Genomic DNA, 15,257 nt, shown 5'->3' with positions numbered 1-15,257 from the left:
AAGGAGCTCGACTGTGCCTACCTTCCAGCAGTTCCCGCTGCCCGACGCGGGTGAGGGGCTGACCGAGGCCGAGATCGTCGCCTGGCAGGTGGCCGTGGGGGACCGGGTCGAGGTCAACCAGACGATCGTCGAGATCGAGACCGCGAAGTCGCTCGTCGACCTGCCCAGCCCGTGGGCCGGCGTCGTCACGCAGCTGCTCGTCGCGCCCGGCACGACCGTGGACGTCGGGACGCCGATCATCGAGATCGACACCGACCCGGACGGCGCTGCCGCGCCCGCCGCCGAGCCGCCCGTCGCCACGGGTTCGGTGCGGCACCTCGGCGGGGCCGAGCGGCACCGCGGGGTCGAGCCCGGCGGGGCCGACGAGATGGAGGCTGCGCGCGAGGCGAGCACGCCGGCGCCCGCGCCGGCCCCGGAGCCCGACCCTCAGCCCGACCCTCAGCCCGCCGCGAAGCCCGAGCCCGTGCTCGTCGGCTACGGCCTGGCCGAGGGCGCGTCGGCTCGTCGGCCGCGAGGTCCCGAGGGTGCGGCCCCCGTGGCCCGCAGCCCCCACGCGCTCGCGAAGCCGCCCGTGCGCAAGCTCGCCCGCGAGCTCGGGGTGTCCCTCGACTCGGTCACGCCCACGGGTCCCGGCGGGATCGTCACGCGCGAGGACGTGCTGGCGATGAGCGCGCAGGCCGAGGCCCGCACGCTCGCGACGTACGCGGGCGACGAGCAGCCGTGGCTCGCGTCGGGGACGGTGTCCTCCGACGGTCGCCAGACGCGCGTGCCGGTGAAGTCGGTGCGCAAGCGGACCGCCGAGGCGATGGTGGCGAGCGCGTTCAGCGCGCCGCACGTCACCGTGTTCCACACGATCGACGTCACCCGCACGATGAAGCTCGTCGAGCGCCTGCGCGCCGACCGTGAGTTCGCCGACGTCCGCGTCACGCCGCTGCTCATCGCGGCCAAGGCGCTCATGCTCGCGATCCGCCGGCACCCGGAGATCAACGCGTCCTGGGACGAGGTCAACCAGGAGATCGTCTACAAGCACTACATCAACCTCGGCATCGCGGCCGCGACCCCGCGGGGCCTCGTCGTGCCGAACATCAAGGACGCGCACCGCCTGACGCTGCGCGAGCTCGCCGACGACATCGCCCAGCTCACCGCCACCGCGCGGGCCGGCCGCACCACGCCGTCGGACATGTCCGACGGGACCATCACGATCACGAACGTGGGCGTGTTCGGCATCGACACCGGCACGCCGATCCTCAACCCCGGCGAGGCCGCGATCCTCGCGTTCGGCGCGATCCGCGAGCAGCCCTGGGTGCACAAGGGCAAGATCAAGGTCCGCCACGTCACGCAGCTGGCCCTGAGCTTCGACCACCGGCTGGTGGACGGCGAGCTCGGCGCGCGGGTGCTCGCGGACGTGGCGCGGGTGCTGGCCGAGCCTGCGCACGGCCTCGTCTGGGGCTGATCCGCGCTACGTGGTGGCGGGCTGCCGCCGCTCGACCAGGAACGCCGCGACGGCCAGCACGATCGCGGCCGCCTCGACGATCGCGCACGCCCAGATGTCGAACCCCTGCCACTCCTCGTGCACGCCCATGAAGCCCGACGAGGTAGTGGACAGCAGGAACGCGCCCAGCGTCGACGCGCCGAAGCCCGCGGCCAGGAACAGCGGGATCCAGTGCCGCCAGACCAGGACGAGCAGGCCGATCGCGAGGCCGGCCACCGCGTTGACCATGAACGCGTTCCCGACCCGGGTGCTCTTCATCCCGTCGGCCCACAGGTCGAGGTGGATGACGGCCGAGAGCAGGACGCAGGCCGAGATCAGCCCGCGCAGCAGCGCGGAACCGGCGGCGGGGCCGCGGAGCCAGGCCATCGCCTCAGGCCTTCCCGGCGAAGACGGCGTCGCCCTGCACGTGCACGTCGAAGGGCGAGAGCCCCTCGGTCGCGGGGCCCGCGAGCACCGCGCCCGTGAGGTCGAAGCGCGAGCCGTGGCACGGGCAGTCCAGCTCGCCCTTGCCGGGCGTGACGGTGCAGCCCTGGTGGGGGCAGATGGCCGAGTAGGCCGTGACCGCACCGGCCGTGGCCTGGACGAGCAGGAGCTTGTCGCTGCCGGACGTCACCGAGAGCGAGCCGCCGACGGGGATGTCGGCGACCTTCGCGAGCGAGCCGTCCGCGGCGGGGGTGGCTGCCGGGGTTTCCGAACCCCCGCCGCCGCACGCCGCGAGCACGGCCACGCCGGCGGCGGCCGCGGTGACGACCCCTGCGCGCGTGAGCATCTGGCGTCGGTCCATGCATCCGGTACAGGTGCTGCTGTGCTCGTGCATCGTCGCCTCCGGGGGTCGGTGTCGCGGGGGGGCTGGTCTGACGAACCTAGCCGCGCTCCCTGGGAGGCGCCTCTGAGTCCGCGGAGCCGGGGTGGGGTGATTCCTGGGCAACCAGCGTCGTGGTGGCTCCGACGGCGGTGACCCCGGCCGGCGCGGCGGCCGTCTCCCGGGCGCGGTCGTCGGCCATCCGGCCCTCGATCCCGGAGACGTTCCGCAGCGGCAGCTCCGGCAGCAGGATCGCGAGCACCACACCGATGACCAGGGCGATCGCGGTGAGGATCATGACGAGGTCGACCGACTGGGCGAAGCCGTCGAGGATCGGCCTGGCCAGGCGCTCGTCGAGCGCGTTGATGAACGCGGAGTCGTCGAGGGAGAGCTTGGCCCCCTTGAGCGCGTCCAGCACGGGCGCGTTGGCCGGGTCCCTCAGCACGTCCGGGTCCTGCAGGGCGGCCTGGAACTCGGGGGTCTTGCCGGCCTTCGCGAAGGCGCCCGCGATGTTCGACCCGACGGTGGAGAACAGCACCGAGAGGAAGATCGCGGTGCCGAGCGTCCCGCCCATCTGGCGGAAGAACAGCGACGACGAGGTCGCCACGCCCATGTCGCGCACGGCCACGGCGTTCTGCACGGCGAGCACGAGCGGCTGCATCGTGAACCCGAGCCCGAGCCCGAACAGCACCGACGCGCCGAAGATGTACGGCAGCGCGGTGCCCGCGTCGACCCGGGAGAACGTGAGCGCGCCGAGCACCATGAGCACCGTGCCCGCCACCGGGAACATCTTGTACCGGCCGGTCCGCGAGGTGGTCTGACCGGCGATGATCGAGCCCGCCATGATGCCGACGGTGAACGGGATGAGCGTCAGGCCTGCCTGGGTGGGCGACTGGCCCTTGACGATCTGCAGGTAGAGCGGGAGCGTCGCGAGGCCTCCGAACATGCCCAGGCCGATGACCGTGTTCGCCCCCGCGCCCACCGAGAACGTGCGGTTGCGGAACAGGTAGAGCGGCAGGATCGCGTCGGCCTTCGCGCGCAGCTCGGCGAGCAGGAACAGCACGATCCCGACGGCGCCGATCGCGTAGGCCGACGCCGCCTTGCCCGAGCCCCAGCCCCAGAAGCGGCCCTGCTCGGCGACGACGAGCAGCGGGACGAGCGCGACGACGAGAGCGACCGCGCCCTGCCAGTCGATGCGGTGCTCGACGCGCTGGAGCGGCGGCAGGTGCAGCACCCGCCAGATGACGAGGATCCCGATGATCCCGATCGGGACGTTGATGAGGAACACCCAGCGCCAGCCGTCGATGCCGAGGATCGTGTCCGCGCCGGCGAAGAACCCGCCGACGACCGGTCCGAGCACCGACGAGGTGCCGAAGACGGCGAGGAAGTACGCCTGGTACCGGGCGCGCTCGCGGGGGGCGACCAGGTCGCCGAGGATCGTGATCGCGAGGGACATCAGGCCACCGGCGCCCAGGCCCTGCAGGCCGCGGTAGACCGCCAGCTGGTACATCGAGTCGGCCGTGCCCGACAGCAGCGAGCCGACGACGAACAGCGAGATCGCCAGCATGTAGAAGGGCTTGCGGCCGTAGACGTCGGAGAGCTTGCCGTACAGCGGCGTCGAGATCGTCGCCGTCAGCAGGTACGCGGTGGTGACCCAGGCCTGCAGGGACAGGCCGTGCAGGTCGTCCCCGATCGTGCGGATCGAGGTGGCGACGATCGTCTGGTCGAGCGCGGCCAGGAACATGCCGATCATCAGGCCGCCGAGGATCGTGAGGATCTCGCGGTGCGTAGGGGGACGGAAGCCCGACGGGTCCTCGGGCGCGGCCGTGCTGGTGCTCTGCTGTGACATCGGACCTTCTCGAGCGTGGGGACGGAGGCGGATCCGGGCACTGGCCCGCAGGGGTCAACACTGGCCCCTGCCCCCCGTGTTCCTCCAGCACAATCTGAGAGAGCGCTCTCCCGCTTCGCGTCCGCAGCGGTTAGGGTGGCCCGGTGATCACCCCGACGAGTGGAGCGCTGCGGTTCGCGCGCGCCCTCGTCGTCTCCTCGGTGGTCGTCGCCCTGGCCTGCGGGGCGCACGTGATGGGTGGCGGCTCGCTGCCCGCGCCGATCGTCGTCGTCGCGCTCGTCGCCCTCGTGCTGGCCGGCGCCGTCGTCCTGACCGCGCGCCGGGTCGGGGTGCTCGCGGCCGTCGCCGCGCTCTCCGTCGCCCAGGTCGGCCTGCACTCCGCGCTCTCGCTCTTCGAGGGCTTCGGGTGCGCGACCCTGGTGCCGACGGGCCAGCACGCGGGCATGGGCCACGCGGCGCACGCCGCGTACCTCGCGACGACGGGCTGCGGCTCGGCCGTCGGGCACGCGACGCTCATGCCGATGTTCGGGGCGTGGGCGATGGTTGCCGCGCACGGGCTCGCGGTCGTCGCGTGCGCGCTCGTCCTCGCGGGTGCCGACCGCGCGCTGGAGTGGCTCGCGGCGTGGCTGCGGCCGCTCGTCGCCCGGTTCGGCGCGGTGTCGCTGCCCGCGTGGGCCGAGCTGCCCGTCGCCGTCGAGCACGAGTCCTTCGAGCGCCAGACCTGGCGCGGGGTGGTGCCGCTGCGCGGGCCGCCCTCCTGGCAGTCACCGGTGCCGTCCGCCCTCTGAGGCCGCGCGGCGCCTCGTCTGTGCCCGCCACCCGTCCGGCGGCTCGTCGGCGTCGAACGCCTGACGAGCCCGCCGGAAGCCATCGTGAAGGAACCCTCATGCCTCGTCGTCCCCTGCAGACCGCCGCCGCAGCCCTCGTCGGGCTCGGCCTCGTCGTCCTGCCGGCCACCGCCGCCTCCGCCCACGTCCGGGTCATCCCGGAGACCACCGCCGCCGGCGCGTGGACCGTCCTGACCTTCCGCGTCCCGAACGAGAAGGACGCGGCGACCACCACGAAGGTCGTCATCGACCTGCCCACCGACACGCCGCTGTCCCACGTCGGCACCCGCCCCGTGCCCGGCTGGACCGCCGAGGTGCAGACCGGGAAGCTGCCCGCGCCCGTCGACGTCGAGGGGGCCACGATCACCGAGGCGCCCCTGCACGTCGTGTTCACGGCGTCGGCCGACGCGGCGATCGGGGCCGGTCAGTTCCAGGAGTTCGAGCTGCAGGTCGGCCCGCTGCCGGCGGCCGGCACGGACCTGCTGCTGCCCGCGCACCAGACCTACTCCGACGGCACGGTCGTGGACTGGGACGAGCCGACCACCGGGGCCGAGGAGCCGGAGAGCCCGGCACCCGAGCTGAAGGTCACGGCCGCGGAGGGCGACGACCACCAGGCGGCGGCCTCGCCCACGGCCGCGGCGTCGTCCGCGTCCTCGTCGTCCTCCTCGGACGCGGGGCTGTGGTTCGGGGTCGCCGGGCTCGTCGTGGGCGCGGCCGCCCTCGTCGTGGCCCTCGTCACGGGCCGCCGACGTCAGGTTCAGCCGTGACGTGGGGGATCCTGGGACACATGCGTCGTCGAACTGCTCCAGCCGCCGGGCTTCTCGTCGGGCTCCTGCTCGCCCTCGGGGTCGTCGCGGCACCCGCGGCCCAGGCGCACGACGAGCTCGTCAGCGTGGACCCCGCCGACGGGAGCACGGTGACGGCCGTGCCGGACCACGTGACGTTGACGTTCGAGGATCCCGCTGTCGCGCTCGGCACCGTGATCGAGGTGAAGGGGCCGGACGGATCCGTCGTCAGCACGGGCGACGCCGAGCTCGTCGACAACACCGTGAGCCAAGCGATCGGCGGTGACCTCCCCGCGGGGGCGTACACCGTCGCCTGGCGCGTGACCTCGCAGGACGGGCACGCGGTGTCGGGGACGTTCGGGTTCACGGCGGAGGCCGGCGCGCTGCCGGTGCCGTCCGAGACGCCGACGACCGGCTCGGGGGTGTCGGAGTCGGCCTCGCCGTCGGCGACGGCCTCGGACGCGCCGGTCGCGGCGCCGTCGTCGTCGGCCTCGTCGTCGGCCTCCGCCTCGGCCTCCTCCTCGGACTCCTCTGAGGGGGACTCTGGCGGCGGGTCGCCTGCGTTGCTGGTCGTCGGCGCGGGCCTGCTCGTCGGGATCATGTTCGGGCTGCTGGGCTGGATGCGCGCCCGTCGTCGGCGCGCCTCGACGCCCGGGGGTGCCCAGCGCCCGTGACCGACACGCGCCGCAGCGTCGCCCGCCCCGCCCGCCCCGTCGCCGACGGGAGCGGCGGGGTGGGCGTCGCCGTGCCCGCGTCGCCCGCGTCGCCCTGGCGGGTCGCCGCCCTGGTCGTCGCGGCCGTGGCCGCCGTGCTCGCCGCGGTCGCGTTCTCCGGCGCCGCCCTGCCCGAGCTGCTGCGCGACCCCGGCGCGGCCGTCCGGTGGGGGCTGCCGATCGCCACGACGCTGACCGACCTCGCGGGGTCGGTCGCGCTCGGGGCGCTCGTCCTCGCGGTGTGCGTGCTGCCGCGCGCCGGTTCGTCGGACCGTGGCCGGGGCCCGCGTGCGGAGGGCCGGGCGTACCCGCGCAGCCTGCTCGTCGCGGGCTGGGCCGCGGGTGTCTGGACGCTCGCGTGCGTGGTCAACCTCGTGCTCAAGTACGCGTCCGTGGCGGGCCGACCGCTCGACTCCGCGTCGTTCGGGCAGGAGCTGGGACTGTTCGTCACGCAGATCGAGCTGGGCCGCACGCTGCTGCTCATCACCACCGTCGCGGCCGTCGTCACCGCGCTCGCCCTCGTCGTCGCGACCCCGACGGGCGCCGCCTGGACCGCCGCTCTCGCGCTCGTCGCACTGTGGGAGCAGGCGCAGCTCGGGCACGCGGCCGGCGCCGCGAGCCACGACCTGGCGACGTCCTCGATGCTGCTGCACCTGGTCGGGGCGGCCATCTGGATCGGGGCGCTCGCGGCGCTCGCGCTCCTCGTGCGGCGGATCGGCACCGACCTGTCCGCGTCCGTCTCGCGCTACTCGTCGATCGCGGCGTGGTGCTTCGTCGCCGTCGCGGTCTCCGGCACCGTCAACGGGGTCATCCGGCTGAGCTCGTGGTCCGACTTCGGCACGAAGTACGGGGCCCTGCTGCTCGCCAAGATCGCATTGTTCGGGGTGCTCGGGCTGCTCGGGCTCGCGCACCGCCGCGCGGTCATCCCTCGGCTGGCCGGCGGGTCGGCCGGGCGCGCGGGGACCGCGCTGTTCTGGCGACTCGTGCTGGTCGAGCTCACGGTCATGGGAGCCGTCTCCGGGGTCGCCGTCGCGCTCTCGTCGACCGCGCCCCCCGTCGCCGAGGTGCCGCCTGCCGATCCGACGCCCGCCTACCGCCTGACCGGTCACGCGCTGCCGCCCGAGCCGACCCTCGAGCGCTGGTTCACCGAGTGGCGCTGGGACCTCGTCCTCGCGTCGGCCGCCGTCGCGGGCCTCGTCGTCTACTGGCGCTGGGTGCTGCGCCTGCGCCGCCGCGGCGACTCGTGGTCGTGGGCCCGCACCGCGTCGTGGACGTTCGGCATGGTGCTGTTCTTCTGGGTCACGTCCGGCGGGCCGTCGCTGTACGGGCACGTGCTGTTCAGCGCGCACATGCTCCAGCACATGCTGCTGGCGATGGTCATCCCACTGTTCCTCGCGGTGTCCGCGCCGGTGACCCTGGCGCTGCGCGCGCTGCCGAACCGGTCCGCGACCCTGCGCGGCGACGCCTCCCGCGGGCCGCGCGAGTGGATCCTCGTCATGGTCAACAGCCACGTCGGCCGCTTCCTGGCGAACCCCCTGGTCGCGGCGCTGAACTTCATCGGCTCGATGCTGGTCTTCTACTACTCGGGCATCTTCGAGTGGGCCCTGCGCAGCTCGGTCGGGCACCTCGCGATGGTGGTGCACTTCTCGCTGGCCGGGTACCTGTTCGTCAACGCGATGATCGGCATCGACCCCGGCCCCCGGCGGCCGCCGTACCCGCAGCGGCTGCTCCTGCTGTTCGCGACGATGGCGTTCCACGCGTTCTTCGGCGTGACCCTGGTGGGCGGCGACTCGCTGCTCGTGGCCGACTGGTTCGGCCTCATGGGCCGCCCGTGGGGGGACTCCGCGATCGCCGACCAGCAGGCCGGTGGCGCGATCACCTGGGGCATCGGCGAGATCCCGACCCTGGTGATGGCCATCGGCGTCGCGGTCGCCTGGTCCCGCGACGACGAGCGCGCCGCCCGCCGCCGCGACCGCCGGGTGGACCGCGACGGCGACGAGGAGCTGGACGCCTACAACGCCATGCTCACCCGCCTCAACGACAACTAACCCCCCACCCCACCCGCCCCACCGCCCACTCACTCCCTCCCCCTCACGCCCTCACCCCCCGCCGAACGGTGGGTTGTGCTCGGCTCAGGGCGCTGACGCGTGCACAAGCCACCGTTCGAGGGCTTGGCGTCGGCAGGGTTGTGGATGAGGGACGTCGCGGAGATGCGATGTTCGGTGTGATCAGCGGGTGTCTCGGGTCATCGTCGTGCCTGCCGGTCTTCTCGCCGTGGCGACGGCTCAGGCCGGGCTGGTGTCCGTGGCGCAGTGCGACGCCCACGGTGTCTTGCGCGGAACGCGGGCACGGCTCATCACCTCTGGACGGTGGAGCAGGCCGACCAGGGGCGTGTTCGACGTGACGGGTGTCCCGGAGCGCCGACGCCACCCCGACGACCGCCGGCTCCGCGCGGCTTGGCTGGGGATGCTTGCCTACGGGCCCGAGGCCATCGCGGTGGGGGCGTGTGCACTCGTGCTCCACGGTGTTGCGGGCCTCGCGATCCGACTCCAACCGCAGGTGGCGCTTCCCGCTGGTCGGCACCTGGCGCCGCGAGACGGGATGGGAGTCCGACGGTTCGACGGGTTCGGCACGACTCGCTGGGGCGGGCGCGTCATCGCGACCATCGACGACGCGCTGGTCCAGGCTCTCCCCGAGCTCCCTCGCAACGAGGCGGTCGCCGTGGTGGACAGCGCCCTCAACCGGCGGCTGATCGACGTCGGGCGACTGGAGCGTGTGCGATCACGGCTGCGAGGCCGACGCGGGGCCGCGGGCGTCGACGCGTGGTGGGGTCTCGTCGACGGGCGCTCGGAGTCGCCCCTTGAGACCGAGGCGCGGCTGACGTGCGTCGACGCCGGGATGCCTCCCGATGAGCTCCAGGTGGAGATCAACGATGCCGCCGGTCGCTTCGTCGCGCGGGGCGACCTCGGCTGGCGGCTGCGAGGCGGGCGGTGGCTGCTCGCCGAGGTCGACGGCAAGGAGATCCACGATGCTCCGCAGGCGCTCTACGGCGACCGCGAGCGGCAGAACCGCTTGCTCACGACCGGCGAGGTTGATCTTCTCCGCTTCATCCGCGCCGACTTCCGCACGACCTTGACGTCGACGGTCGGCGCCCACCTCGCTCGCGACCGATCCGCCGCCCGCCGACCGGTGGCTGACGCACGAATCAACGCCGGGAAGCGTGCGTCATCCACCGCTCGGCGGCTGAACGACCCCGCAGTTGCGACGAACGGTGGGATAGGCACGGTTCCGGGGCGGGAAGCGTGCACATCCAACCGGTGGGGCGGGTGAGTGAATGGGGAGGGGTGGGTGGGGTGGGCGTGATAGGACGGGGGGGTGACTGATGCCGCCACGCCGTTCCATGACCTCGATGCCTACGTCGCCATCCCCCGGGTCTCCGGGCTGAAGCTGTCGCCCGACGGGTCGCGGCTCGTCACCGCGGTGGCCACGCTCGACGCGAAGTCGACGAAGTACGTCACCGCCCTGTGGGAGGTCGACCCGGCCGGGGAGAGGCCCGCGAGGCGCCTGACGAGGTCCGCGAAGGGCGAGGCCAGCGCGGCGTTCACCCCGGCGGGCGACCTGCTGTTCACCAGCTCCCGCCCCGACCCGGACGCGAAGGAGCAGGACGACGAGGCCGGTCCCGCCCTCTGGCTGCTGCCGGCCGACGGCGCCGAGGCGCGGGTCGTCGCCGACCGCGCGGCCGGGCTGGGTGGCGTCAAGGTCGCCGCGGATGCCGGGACGGTCGTCGTCGGGTCCGACGTGCTGCCGTCCGCGGTCGACGCCGAGCACGACGAGAAGCTCCGCAAGGCCCGCAAGGACAAGAAGGTCGCCGCGATCCTGCACGACGGCTACCCCGTCCGGTACTGGGACCACGACCTCGGCCCGGCCCAGCCGCACCTGTTCACCTCCGACGTGCCGCAGTCGGTGACGGCCCCGCTGGCCGCCGCCCAGGACCCGCGGCTCGAGCTCACGGACGCGACGCGCGACGCCCGCGCGGCGCTCGTCGAGCAGGGGTACGCGATCAGCCCGGACGGCACGACGATCGTCGCGGGCTGGACCGTCCCGGGCGCGAAGGGCGACCAGCGCTCGCAGCTCGTCGCGATCGACGTCGCGAGCGGCACGCGCCGGGTCCTCGTGGACGACGACGGCGCCGACCTCGGCAGCCCGTCCGTCAGCCCCGACGGCCAGTGGGTCGCCTACTCGCGCGAGACGATCTCCACCCCGTTCGAGGCGCCCGTCGTCCGGCTGGGCCTCGTGCCGCTCGCCGGCGGCGACGCGCGAGTCGTCGCGGACGGCTGGGACCGCTGGCCGCACTCGCCCGTGTGGCTGCCGGACAGCAGCGGGCTGCTGGTGCTGGCCGACGAGGACGGGCGGGGCCCGGTGTTCCGCGTGGACCTGGCAGTCGACGCGGCCGACGCGGCCGACGAGGTCACCCGCGTGACCAGCGACGCCGCGACCTTCACCGACGTCCAGGTGACCCGCGACGGCACGACCGCCTACGCGATCCGCACGTCCTACGAGGCGCCGGCGCACCCGGTCCGCATCGACCTGGCCAGCGGCGAGACGACGGCGCTCCACGGCCCGGTCGAGACCCCCGCGCTGCCCGGCACGCTGACCGAGGTCGAGACCACCGCCGAGGACGGCCGCCGCGTGCGCGCCTGGCTCGCCCTGCCCGACGGGGCGAGCGGCGCCGCCAAGGCCCCGCTGCTGCTGTGGATCCACGGCGGCCCGCTCGGTTCGTGGAACGCCTGGTCGTGGCGCTGGAACCCGTGGCTGCTCGTCGCCCAGGGCTACGCGGTGCTGCTGCCCGACCCGGCGCTGTCGACCGGATACGGCCAGGACATGATCCAGGCGGGCTGGGGCGCGTGGGGCGCCGCGCCGTACACGGACCTGCTCGCCATCACCGACGCGGTCGAGGCGCGCGACGACATCGACGAGACCCGCACGGCCGCGATGGGCGGCTCGTTCGGCGGCTACATGGCGAACTGGGTGGCCGGGCACACGGACCGGTTCCGCGCGATCGTCACGCACGCGAGCCTGTGGGCACTCGACCAGTTCGGCCCGACGACCGACGCCGCGTTCTACTGGGCGCGCGAGATGACCGCCGAGATGGCGCTCGAGAACTCGCCGCACCGCTTCGTCGACAAGATCGTCACCCCGATGCTCGTCGTGCACGGCGACAAGGACTACCGCGTCCCGATCGGCGAGGGGCTGCGCCTCTGGTACGAGCTGCTCTCCGCGTCCGGCAGCCCTGCCGGCGAGGACGGCCGCGCGGCGCACCGGTTCCTGTACTTCCCCGACGAGAACCACTGGGTGCTCAGCCCGCAGCACGCGATCGTCTGGTACCAGGTGGTCGGTGCGTTCCTCGCGCAGCACGTGCTCGGGAACGACGCGACGTACCCCGACATCCTGGGCTGATCGGGCGACGGGCGGACCGCTCCGGGTGCGAGGTCGGCCCAGTCACGCCAGGCTCGGGGGTCTGAGTCGGCGCGACCCCCAGCGCCGGCCCGACCCGAAGGAGTCCGCATGGGCATCGGTGGTGGCATCGCCCTCATCGTCATCGGCGCGATCCTGTCGTTCGGCGTCAAGGACGCGATCGACGGCGTGAACCTCGAAGTGATCGGCTACATCTGCATGGGTGCCGGGGTCCTGGCGCTGATCCTGGCGATCGCGCTCAACGCGCAGCGCAGCAACACCACGCACCGCGAGGTCGTCGAGCACCGCGAGGTGCCGCCCGCCCCGCCGGCCGGCCCGCAGGTCTGACCTGATCGGAGGCGGGGCGTCCGCGCTACGCGCGCAGGGCGCCCCGCACGATCGAGTCCCCCGAGTGGGCCGGGTTGCCGTCGAACGGCTCCTGCGAGACGTCCACCACCGAGTACTCGTCCAGGTCGAGGCCGGCCGGCAGGTCGAAGCGGCCCGACGAGCCGTCGAGCGTGCCGACGCTCACGAGCCCCTTGACGTCCGGGGTCAGCAGCCAGACCTCGCGGAACCCGTCGGGGTCCGACTTCTCGTCGACGTCGACGACCAGCACCCGGGTGCCGTCGCGCGTCGTCTCGACCTTGGCGCTCCCCTGCGCGGACCAGCCCGGCAGCGGGTCGAGCGTCGCGGTCGCGACGACCGACCGCGCGCGGTCGTCGCGCGTCAGGGCCCAGCCCACGCCGGCGCCGCCGATGATGATCCCGACGGCCGCCGCGGCGGAGATCCAGGCCCAGGCGCGCGGGCGGCGGCGCGGGGCGAGGGGAACGACGACCGGGTCGGGTGCGGTCGCGGGGACGGCGGCCGGCGCCAGCTCGAGCTCGGCCGCGATCCGCTCCCACACCTGTGGACCCGGTGTCACGAGCTCGGTGTCGGCGGAGCGGGCCAGCCCGACGACGTCGGCCAGCGCGGCGATCTCGTCGCCGCACAGCTCGCACTCCTGCACGTGGGCACGGTCGGCCGTGGTGCCGGCCTCCTCACCGAGGGCGAGGAGGGCGAGCACGTCGTCGTCCACGTGGAACTCATCGAACGGCACCATCCACCTCCCATCGGTTGCGCAGCCGAGCGAGACTACGCCGCACATGGCTCTTCACGGTGCCGAGCGGCAGGTCCAGCCGGGTCGCGATCTGGTCGTGCGTGAGGTCCTCGTAGAACGCGAGCCGCAGGATCGTGCGCTGCGGGTCGCCGAGCCGGGCGAGCTCGTCGGCGACGACGACGCTGTCCACGACCCTGTCGTCGGCCGCCGCCACGTGCTCCGCGCGGGGCTCGGCCGCCGACACGAGCCGGCGCTCACGGGCGCGGCGCTCGTGGGCGTCGGCGACGGCGTGCCGCGTGATGCCGATGAGCCAGGCGGGCAGTCGCGAGCGGGTGGGGTCGAAGCGGTGCCGGCCGCGCCACGCGTCGACGAACACCTGCTGCGTCACCTCCTCGGCGTCGGCGCTGGTGCCGAGCGAACGTAGGGCGATCGTGTGCACGAGCGCGGACCAGCGGCGGTAGGCCTCGCGGATCGCGTCCTCGTCGCCCGCGGCGAACGCGGCGCCGAGCTCCTCGACGCCCTCGCCGTCCGGGTCGATGCGGTGCGGGTGGTCCGGGACTGCGCGCAGGGGAGCGTCCGACCGGTCAGGGCCCTTCCCGCTCACGCAGCCCTCCTCGATCGATCGGGTCTCGTCCGGCGGGACCAGGACGGCCACCGCGTGCACGACTCATCCACCGATCGGATCGGCAGTGACGACGACGTTGTCCGCATAGTGCCCGATCTTCGCGTTCCATGCTCCCCCGCACGTCACCAGGACGAGCCGGGGCTCCCCAGCTCGCCCGAACCAGGCGTCGAGCGGGGCGCGGTCCTTGGGGATCTTCTCGACCGATGCCACACGGTACCGGTGCTGCGTGCCGTCGTCAGCGGTCACGACGACGCGCGCCCCGACGGACACGTCGCGCAGCTGCGCGAACGGGCCGATCCCGCTGAGTCGCGAGTCGACGTGCGCCGCGAGCAGCGCGTTGCCGGCGGCCGCACCGGGCGCCGGCCCGAAGCGGTACCAGCCGACCTCGGTCGCATCGGGGGGCAGCTCCATCGAGCCGTCGTCGGCCACGCCCACGGGCACGACCGTCATGTCGATGTCGACGCTCGGGACCGCGAGCCGCACCGGCGGGGCTGCGGGGTCAGCCGCCGGTGCGGTCGCGTCCTGGACCGGGACGTCGGGCACGGCGGCGGGAGCCGTGCTCGGCGTCGGTCCGGGTGGCGCCGACGACACCACCGCGTCGGGCTCCTGCGCCGTGCTGGGGGAGCACGCGGCAAGGACCCCGACGAGCAGGGCGCCGAGGAGCGCCCTGCCCGTGCGGTGGTGTCGTCGTGCCATGGTCAGCGCTGCGCGTCAGCGCGACGACGGCCGACGATCGCGAAGCCTGCGACGCCGAGCGCTGCGAGAGCACCCAGTGCGTAGGGCCAGACCGGGGTCGAGCCCGAGTCCGCGACCAGGCCCAGCTCGCCGGCCTGGACGCCGCTCGGGTCGCCGTGCAGACCGTCGATCACCTGCGTGGCCAGGGCCAGCGTGGAGGGGTCGGCGGTGGCGTCGCCCCACGCGTACAGGATCGTGTTCGTGCCCTCGGCGACCTTGACGTCGGCCGGGCCCAGCAGGGCGGGCTCGGCCGTGCCTGCCGCGACGACGCTCGCCGAGACCGTGCCGGCGGGCAGGTCCAGCACCTTCTCGTCGGGGTTCTCGAGGCCGCTGATGACGGCGTCCTTGCCGGCCAGCACGTCGACCGCGGGTGCGGCGGCGACGTGGCGGACCGTGATCCGGCCCTCGCCCGCCTTGGTGGTCGAGGTGTCGTTGGTGAACAGGGTCGCGGTCGGGTCGCCCGAAGCGTCGAGGTGGGCGACGGCCGTGTAGTTCTTGCCCGCCGCGAGCTTGAGGTCGACCGGGCCGATCGCCGGGTCGCTGTCGTCCTTCGCGTCCGCGGCGGTGATGGCCACCGTGTACGTGCCGGCGGGCAGGTCGAGCGGGCCGGCGAGCTTGCCGGGCTTGAAGTCGTCCAGGGTGAGCTTGCCGTTGACCCAGACGTCGACGGTGAGACCAGGAACGCCGTGCAGGACGGAGAGCTTGGCGTCGTCCGCAGCGGAAGCGGGTCCGGCGGTGACGGCGACTGCGGCGAGTGCGAGAGCCGCGGCGGCGGTGCCGGCGAGAAGTCGAGAGCGCATGGTGCGTCCTTCCGGGAGCAGTGCCGGGATGGCGACTGACGACCCTCCTTCCGGCCCAGGTGCCGATCCGGATGCAGCG

General features: G+C 73.8%; 15 protein-coding genes. 8 read left to right on the top strand and 7 right to left on the bottom strand.

What is annotated here, in order from left to right; all coding sequences use genetic code 11:
* The first annotated feature begins 13 nt into the window (after positions 1 to 13).
* Positions 14 to 1,453: a dihydrolipoamide acetyltransferase family protein gene (locus tag EDF34_RS14565; protein WP_123372216.1), complete on the top strand. Its 1,440-nt coding sequence runs from the start codon at positions 14 to 16 to the stop codon at positions 1,451 to 1,453.
* A gap of 6 nt (positions 1,454 to 1,459) precedes the next feature.
* Here the strand turns inward: EDF34_RS14565 and EDF34_RS14560 are convergent, their stop codons facing one another.
* The 3 genes from EDF34_RS14560 to EDF34_RS14550 all read right to left on the bottom strand — a co-directional run bounded on the left by EDF34_RS14560 (position 1,460) and on the right by EDF34_RS14550 (position 4,143).
* A complete protein-coding gene (locus EDF34_RS14560) occupies positions 1,460 to 1,858 on the bottom strand; it encodes a hypothetical protein (protein ID WP_123372215.1) in 399 nt (132 codons plus the stop codon).
* Positions 1,859 to 1,862: 4 nt separating this feature from the next.
* Positions 1,863 to 2,276, bottom strand: coding sequence for a ubiquinol-cytochrome c reductase iron-sulfur subunit (locus EDF34_RS14555; RefSeq protein ID WP_233575404.1), 414 nt, complete (start codon positions 2,274 to 2,276; stop codon positions 1,863 to 1,865).
* A gap of 79 nt (positions 2,277 to 2,355) precedes the next feature.
* Entirely contained in the window at positions 2,356 to 4,143 is a 1,788-nt protein-coding gene (locus EDF34_RS14550) for an MDR family MFS transporter (protein WP_123372213.1), read from the bottom strand.
* Between the two features lie 143 nt (positions 4,144 to 4,286).
* Between EDF34_RS14550 and EDF34_RS14545 the strand changes: the two genes are divergently transcribed.
* From EDF34_RS14545 to EDF34_RS14515, 7 genes are all read left to right on the top strand, one after another.
* Positions 4,287 to 4,931 carry a hypothetical protein gene (locus EDF34_RS14545; RefSeq protein ID WP_123372212.1) on the top strand — a complete coding sequence of 215 codons (645 nt, stop codon included), beginning with the start codon at positions 4,287 to 4,289 and terminating at the stop codon, positions 4,929 to 4,931.
* 98 nt (positions 4,932 to 5,029) lie between these two features.
* On the top strand, positions 5,030 to 5,737 hold the full coding sequence (locus EDF34_RS14540; RefSeq protein ID WP_123372211.1) for a YcnI family protein: 708 nt from the start codon (positions 5,030 to 5,032) through the stop codon (positions 5,735 to 5,737).
* Positions 5,738 to 5,757: 20 nt separating this feature from the next.
* Positions 5,758 to 6,429 carry a copper resistance CopC family protein gene (locus tag EDF34_RS14535; RefSeq protein WP_148076649.1) on the top strand — a complete coding sequence of 224 codons (672 nt, stop codon included), beginning with the start codon at positions 5,758 to 5,760 and terminating at the stop codon, positions 6,427 to 6,429.
* Positions 6,426 to 8,516, top strand: coding sequence for a cytochrome c oxidase assembly protein (locus EDF34_RS14530; protein ID WP_370450080.1), 2,091 nt, complete (start codon positions 6,426 to 6,428; stop codon positions 8,514 to 8,516). Before EDF34_RS14535 ends, EDF34_RS14530 begins: the two co-directional genes overlap by 4 nt.
* A gap of 343 nt (positions 8,517 to 8,859) precedes the next feature.
* Positions 8,860 to 9,798: a hypothetical protein gene (locus tag EDF34_RS14525; RefSeq protein WP_148076648.1), complete on the top strand. Its 939-nt coding sequence runs from the start codon at positions 8,860 to 8,862 to the stop codon at positions 9,796 to 9,798.
* Between the two features lie 45 nt (positions 9,799 to 9,843).
* Positions 9,844 to 11,925, top strand: a complete 2,082-nt coding sequence (locus EDF34_RS14520) for an alpha/beta fold hydrolase (RefSeq protein ID WP_123372208.1) — start codon at positions 9,844 to 9,846, stop codon at positions 11,923 to 11,925.
* Between the two features lie 108 nt (positions 11,926 to 12,033).
* On the top strand, positions 12,034 to 12,270 hold the full coding sequence (locus tag EDF34_RS14515; protein WP_123372207.1) for a DUF6458 family protein: 237 nt from the start codon (positions 12,034 to 12,036) through the stop codon (positions 12,268 to 12,270).
* Positions 12,271 to 12,295: 25 nt separating this feature from the next.
* On the opposite strand, the gene EDF34_RS14510 is transcribed toward EDF34_RS14515, so the two are convergent.
* From EDF34_RS14510 to EDF34_RS14495, 4 genes are all read right to left on the bottom strand, one after another.
* Positions 12,296 to 13,021 (bottom strand): anti-sigma factor, encoded by a 726-nt coding sequence (locus tag EDF34_RS14510; protein WP_123372206.1) that lies wholly within the window; start codon positions 13,019 to 13,021, stop codon positions 12,296 to 12,298.
* Positions 13,005 to 13,556 (bottom strand): RNA polymerase sigma factor, encoded by a 552-nt coding sequence (locus tag EDF34_RS14505; protein WP_233575415.1) that lies wholly within the window; start codon positions 13,554 to 13,556, stop codon positions 13,005 to 13,007. Before EDF34_RS14505 ends, EDF34_RS14510 begins: the two co-directional genes overlap by 17 nt.
* 129 nt (positions 13,557 to 13,685) lie before the next feature.
* Positions 13,686 to 14,339, bottom strand: coding sequence for a class F sortase (locus EDF34_RS14500; protein ID WP_123372205.1), 654 nt, complete (start codon positions 14,337 to 14,339; stop codon positions 13,686 to 13,688).
* A gap of 2 nt (positions 14,340 to 14,341) precedes the next feature.
* Entirely contained in the window at positions 14,342 to 15,178 is an 837-nt protein-coding gene (locus tag EDF34_RS14495) for a DUF4397 domain-containing protein (RefSeq protein WP_123372204.1), read from the bottom strand.
* Positions 15,179 to 15,257 lie beyond the last annotated feature (79 nt).

The sequence above is a fragment of the Cellulomonas sp. PhB150 genome (genome assembly GCF_003755175.1).
GTDB lineage: Bacteria > Actinomycetota > Actinomycetes > Actinomycetales > Cellulomonadaceae > Cellulomonas.
The sequence above is the reverse complement of the archived record's forward strand: the minus strand, read 5'-3'. Positions and strand labels throughout refer to the sequence as shown.

Bases quoted from the DNA above. Each gene is read 5' to 3' on its own strand.
- EDF34_RS14560 (WP_123372215.1), bottom strand. From the start codon at position 1,858: ATGGCCTGGCTCCGCGGCCCCGCCGCCGGTTCCGCGCTGCTGCGCGGG.
- EDF34_RS14555 (WP_233575404.1), bottom strand. From the start codon at position 2,276: ATGGACCGACGCCAGATGCTCACGCGCGCAGGGGTCGTCACCGCGGCC.
- EDF34_RS14550 (WP_123372213.1), bottom strand. From the start codon at position 4,143: ATGTCACAGCAGAGCACCAGCACGGCCGCGCCCGAGGACCCGTCGGGC.
- EDF34_RS14540 (WP_123372211.1), top strand. From the start codon at position 5,030: ATGCCTCGTCGTCCCCTGCAGACCGCCGCCGCAGCCCTCGTCGGGCTC.
- EDF34_RS14535 (WP_148076649.1), top strand. From the start codon at position 5,758: ATGCGTCGTCGAACTGCTCCAGCCGCCGGGCTTCTCGTCGGGCTCCTG.
- EDF34_RS14515 (WP_123372207.1), top strand. From the start codon at position 12,034: ATGGGCATCGGTGGTGGCATCGCCCTCATCGTCATCGGCGCGATCCTG.
- EDF34_RS14510 (WP_123372206.1), bottom strand. From the start codon at position 13,021: ATGGTGCCGTTCGATGAGTTCCACGTGGACGACGACGTGCTCGCCCTC.
- EDF34_RS14500 (WP_123372205.1), bottom strand. From the start codon at position 14,339: ATGGCACGACGACACCACCGCACGGGCAGGGCGCTCCTCGGCGCCCTG.
- EDF34_RS14495 (WP_123372204.1), bottom strand. From the start codon at position 15,178: ATGCGCTCTCGACTTCTCGCCGGCACCGCCGCCGCGGCTCTCGCACTC.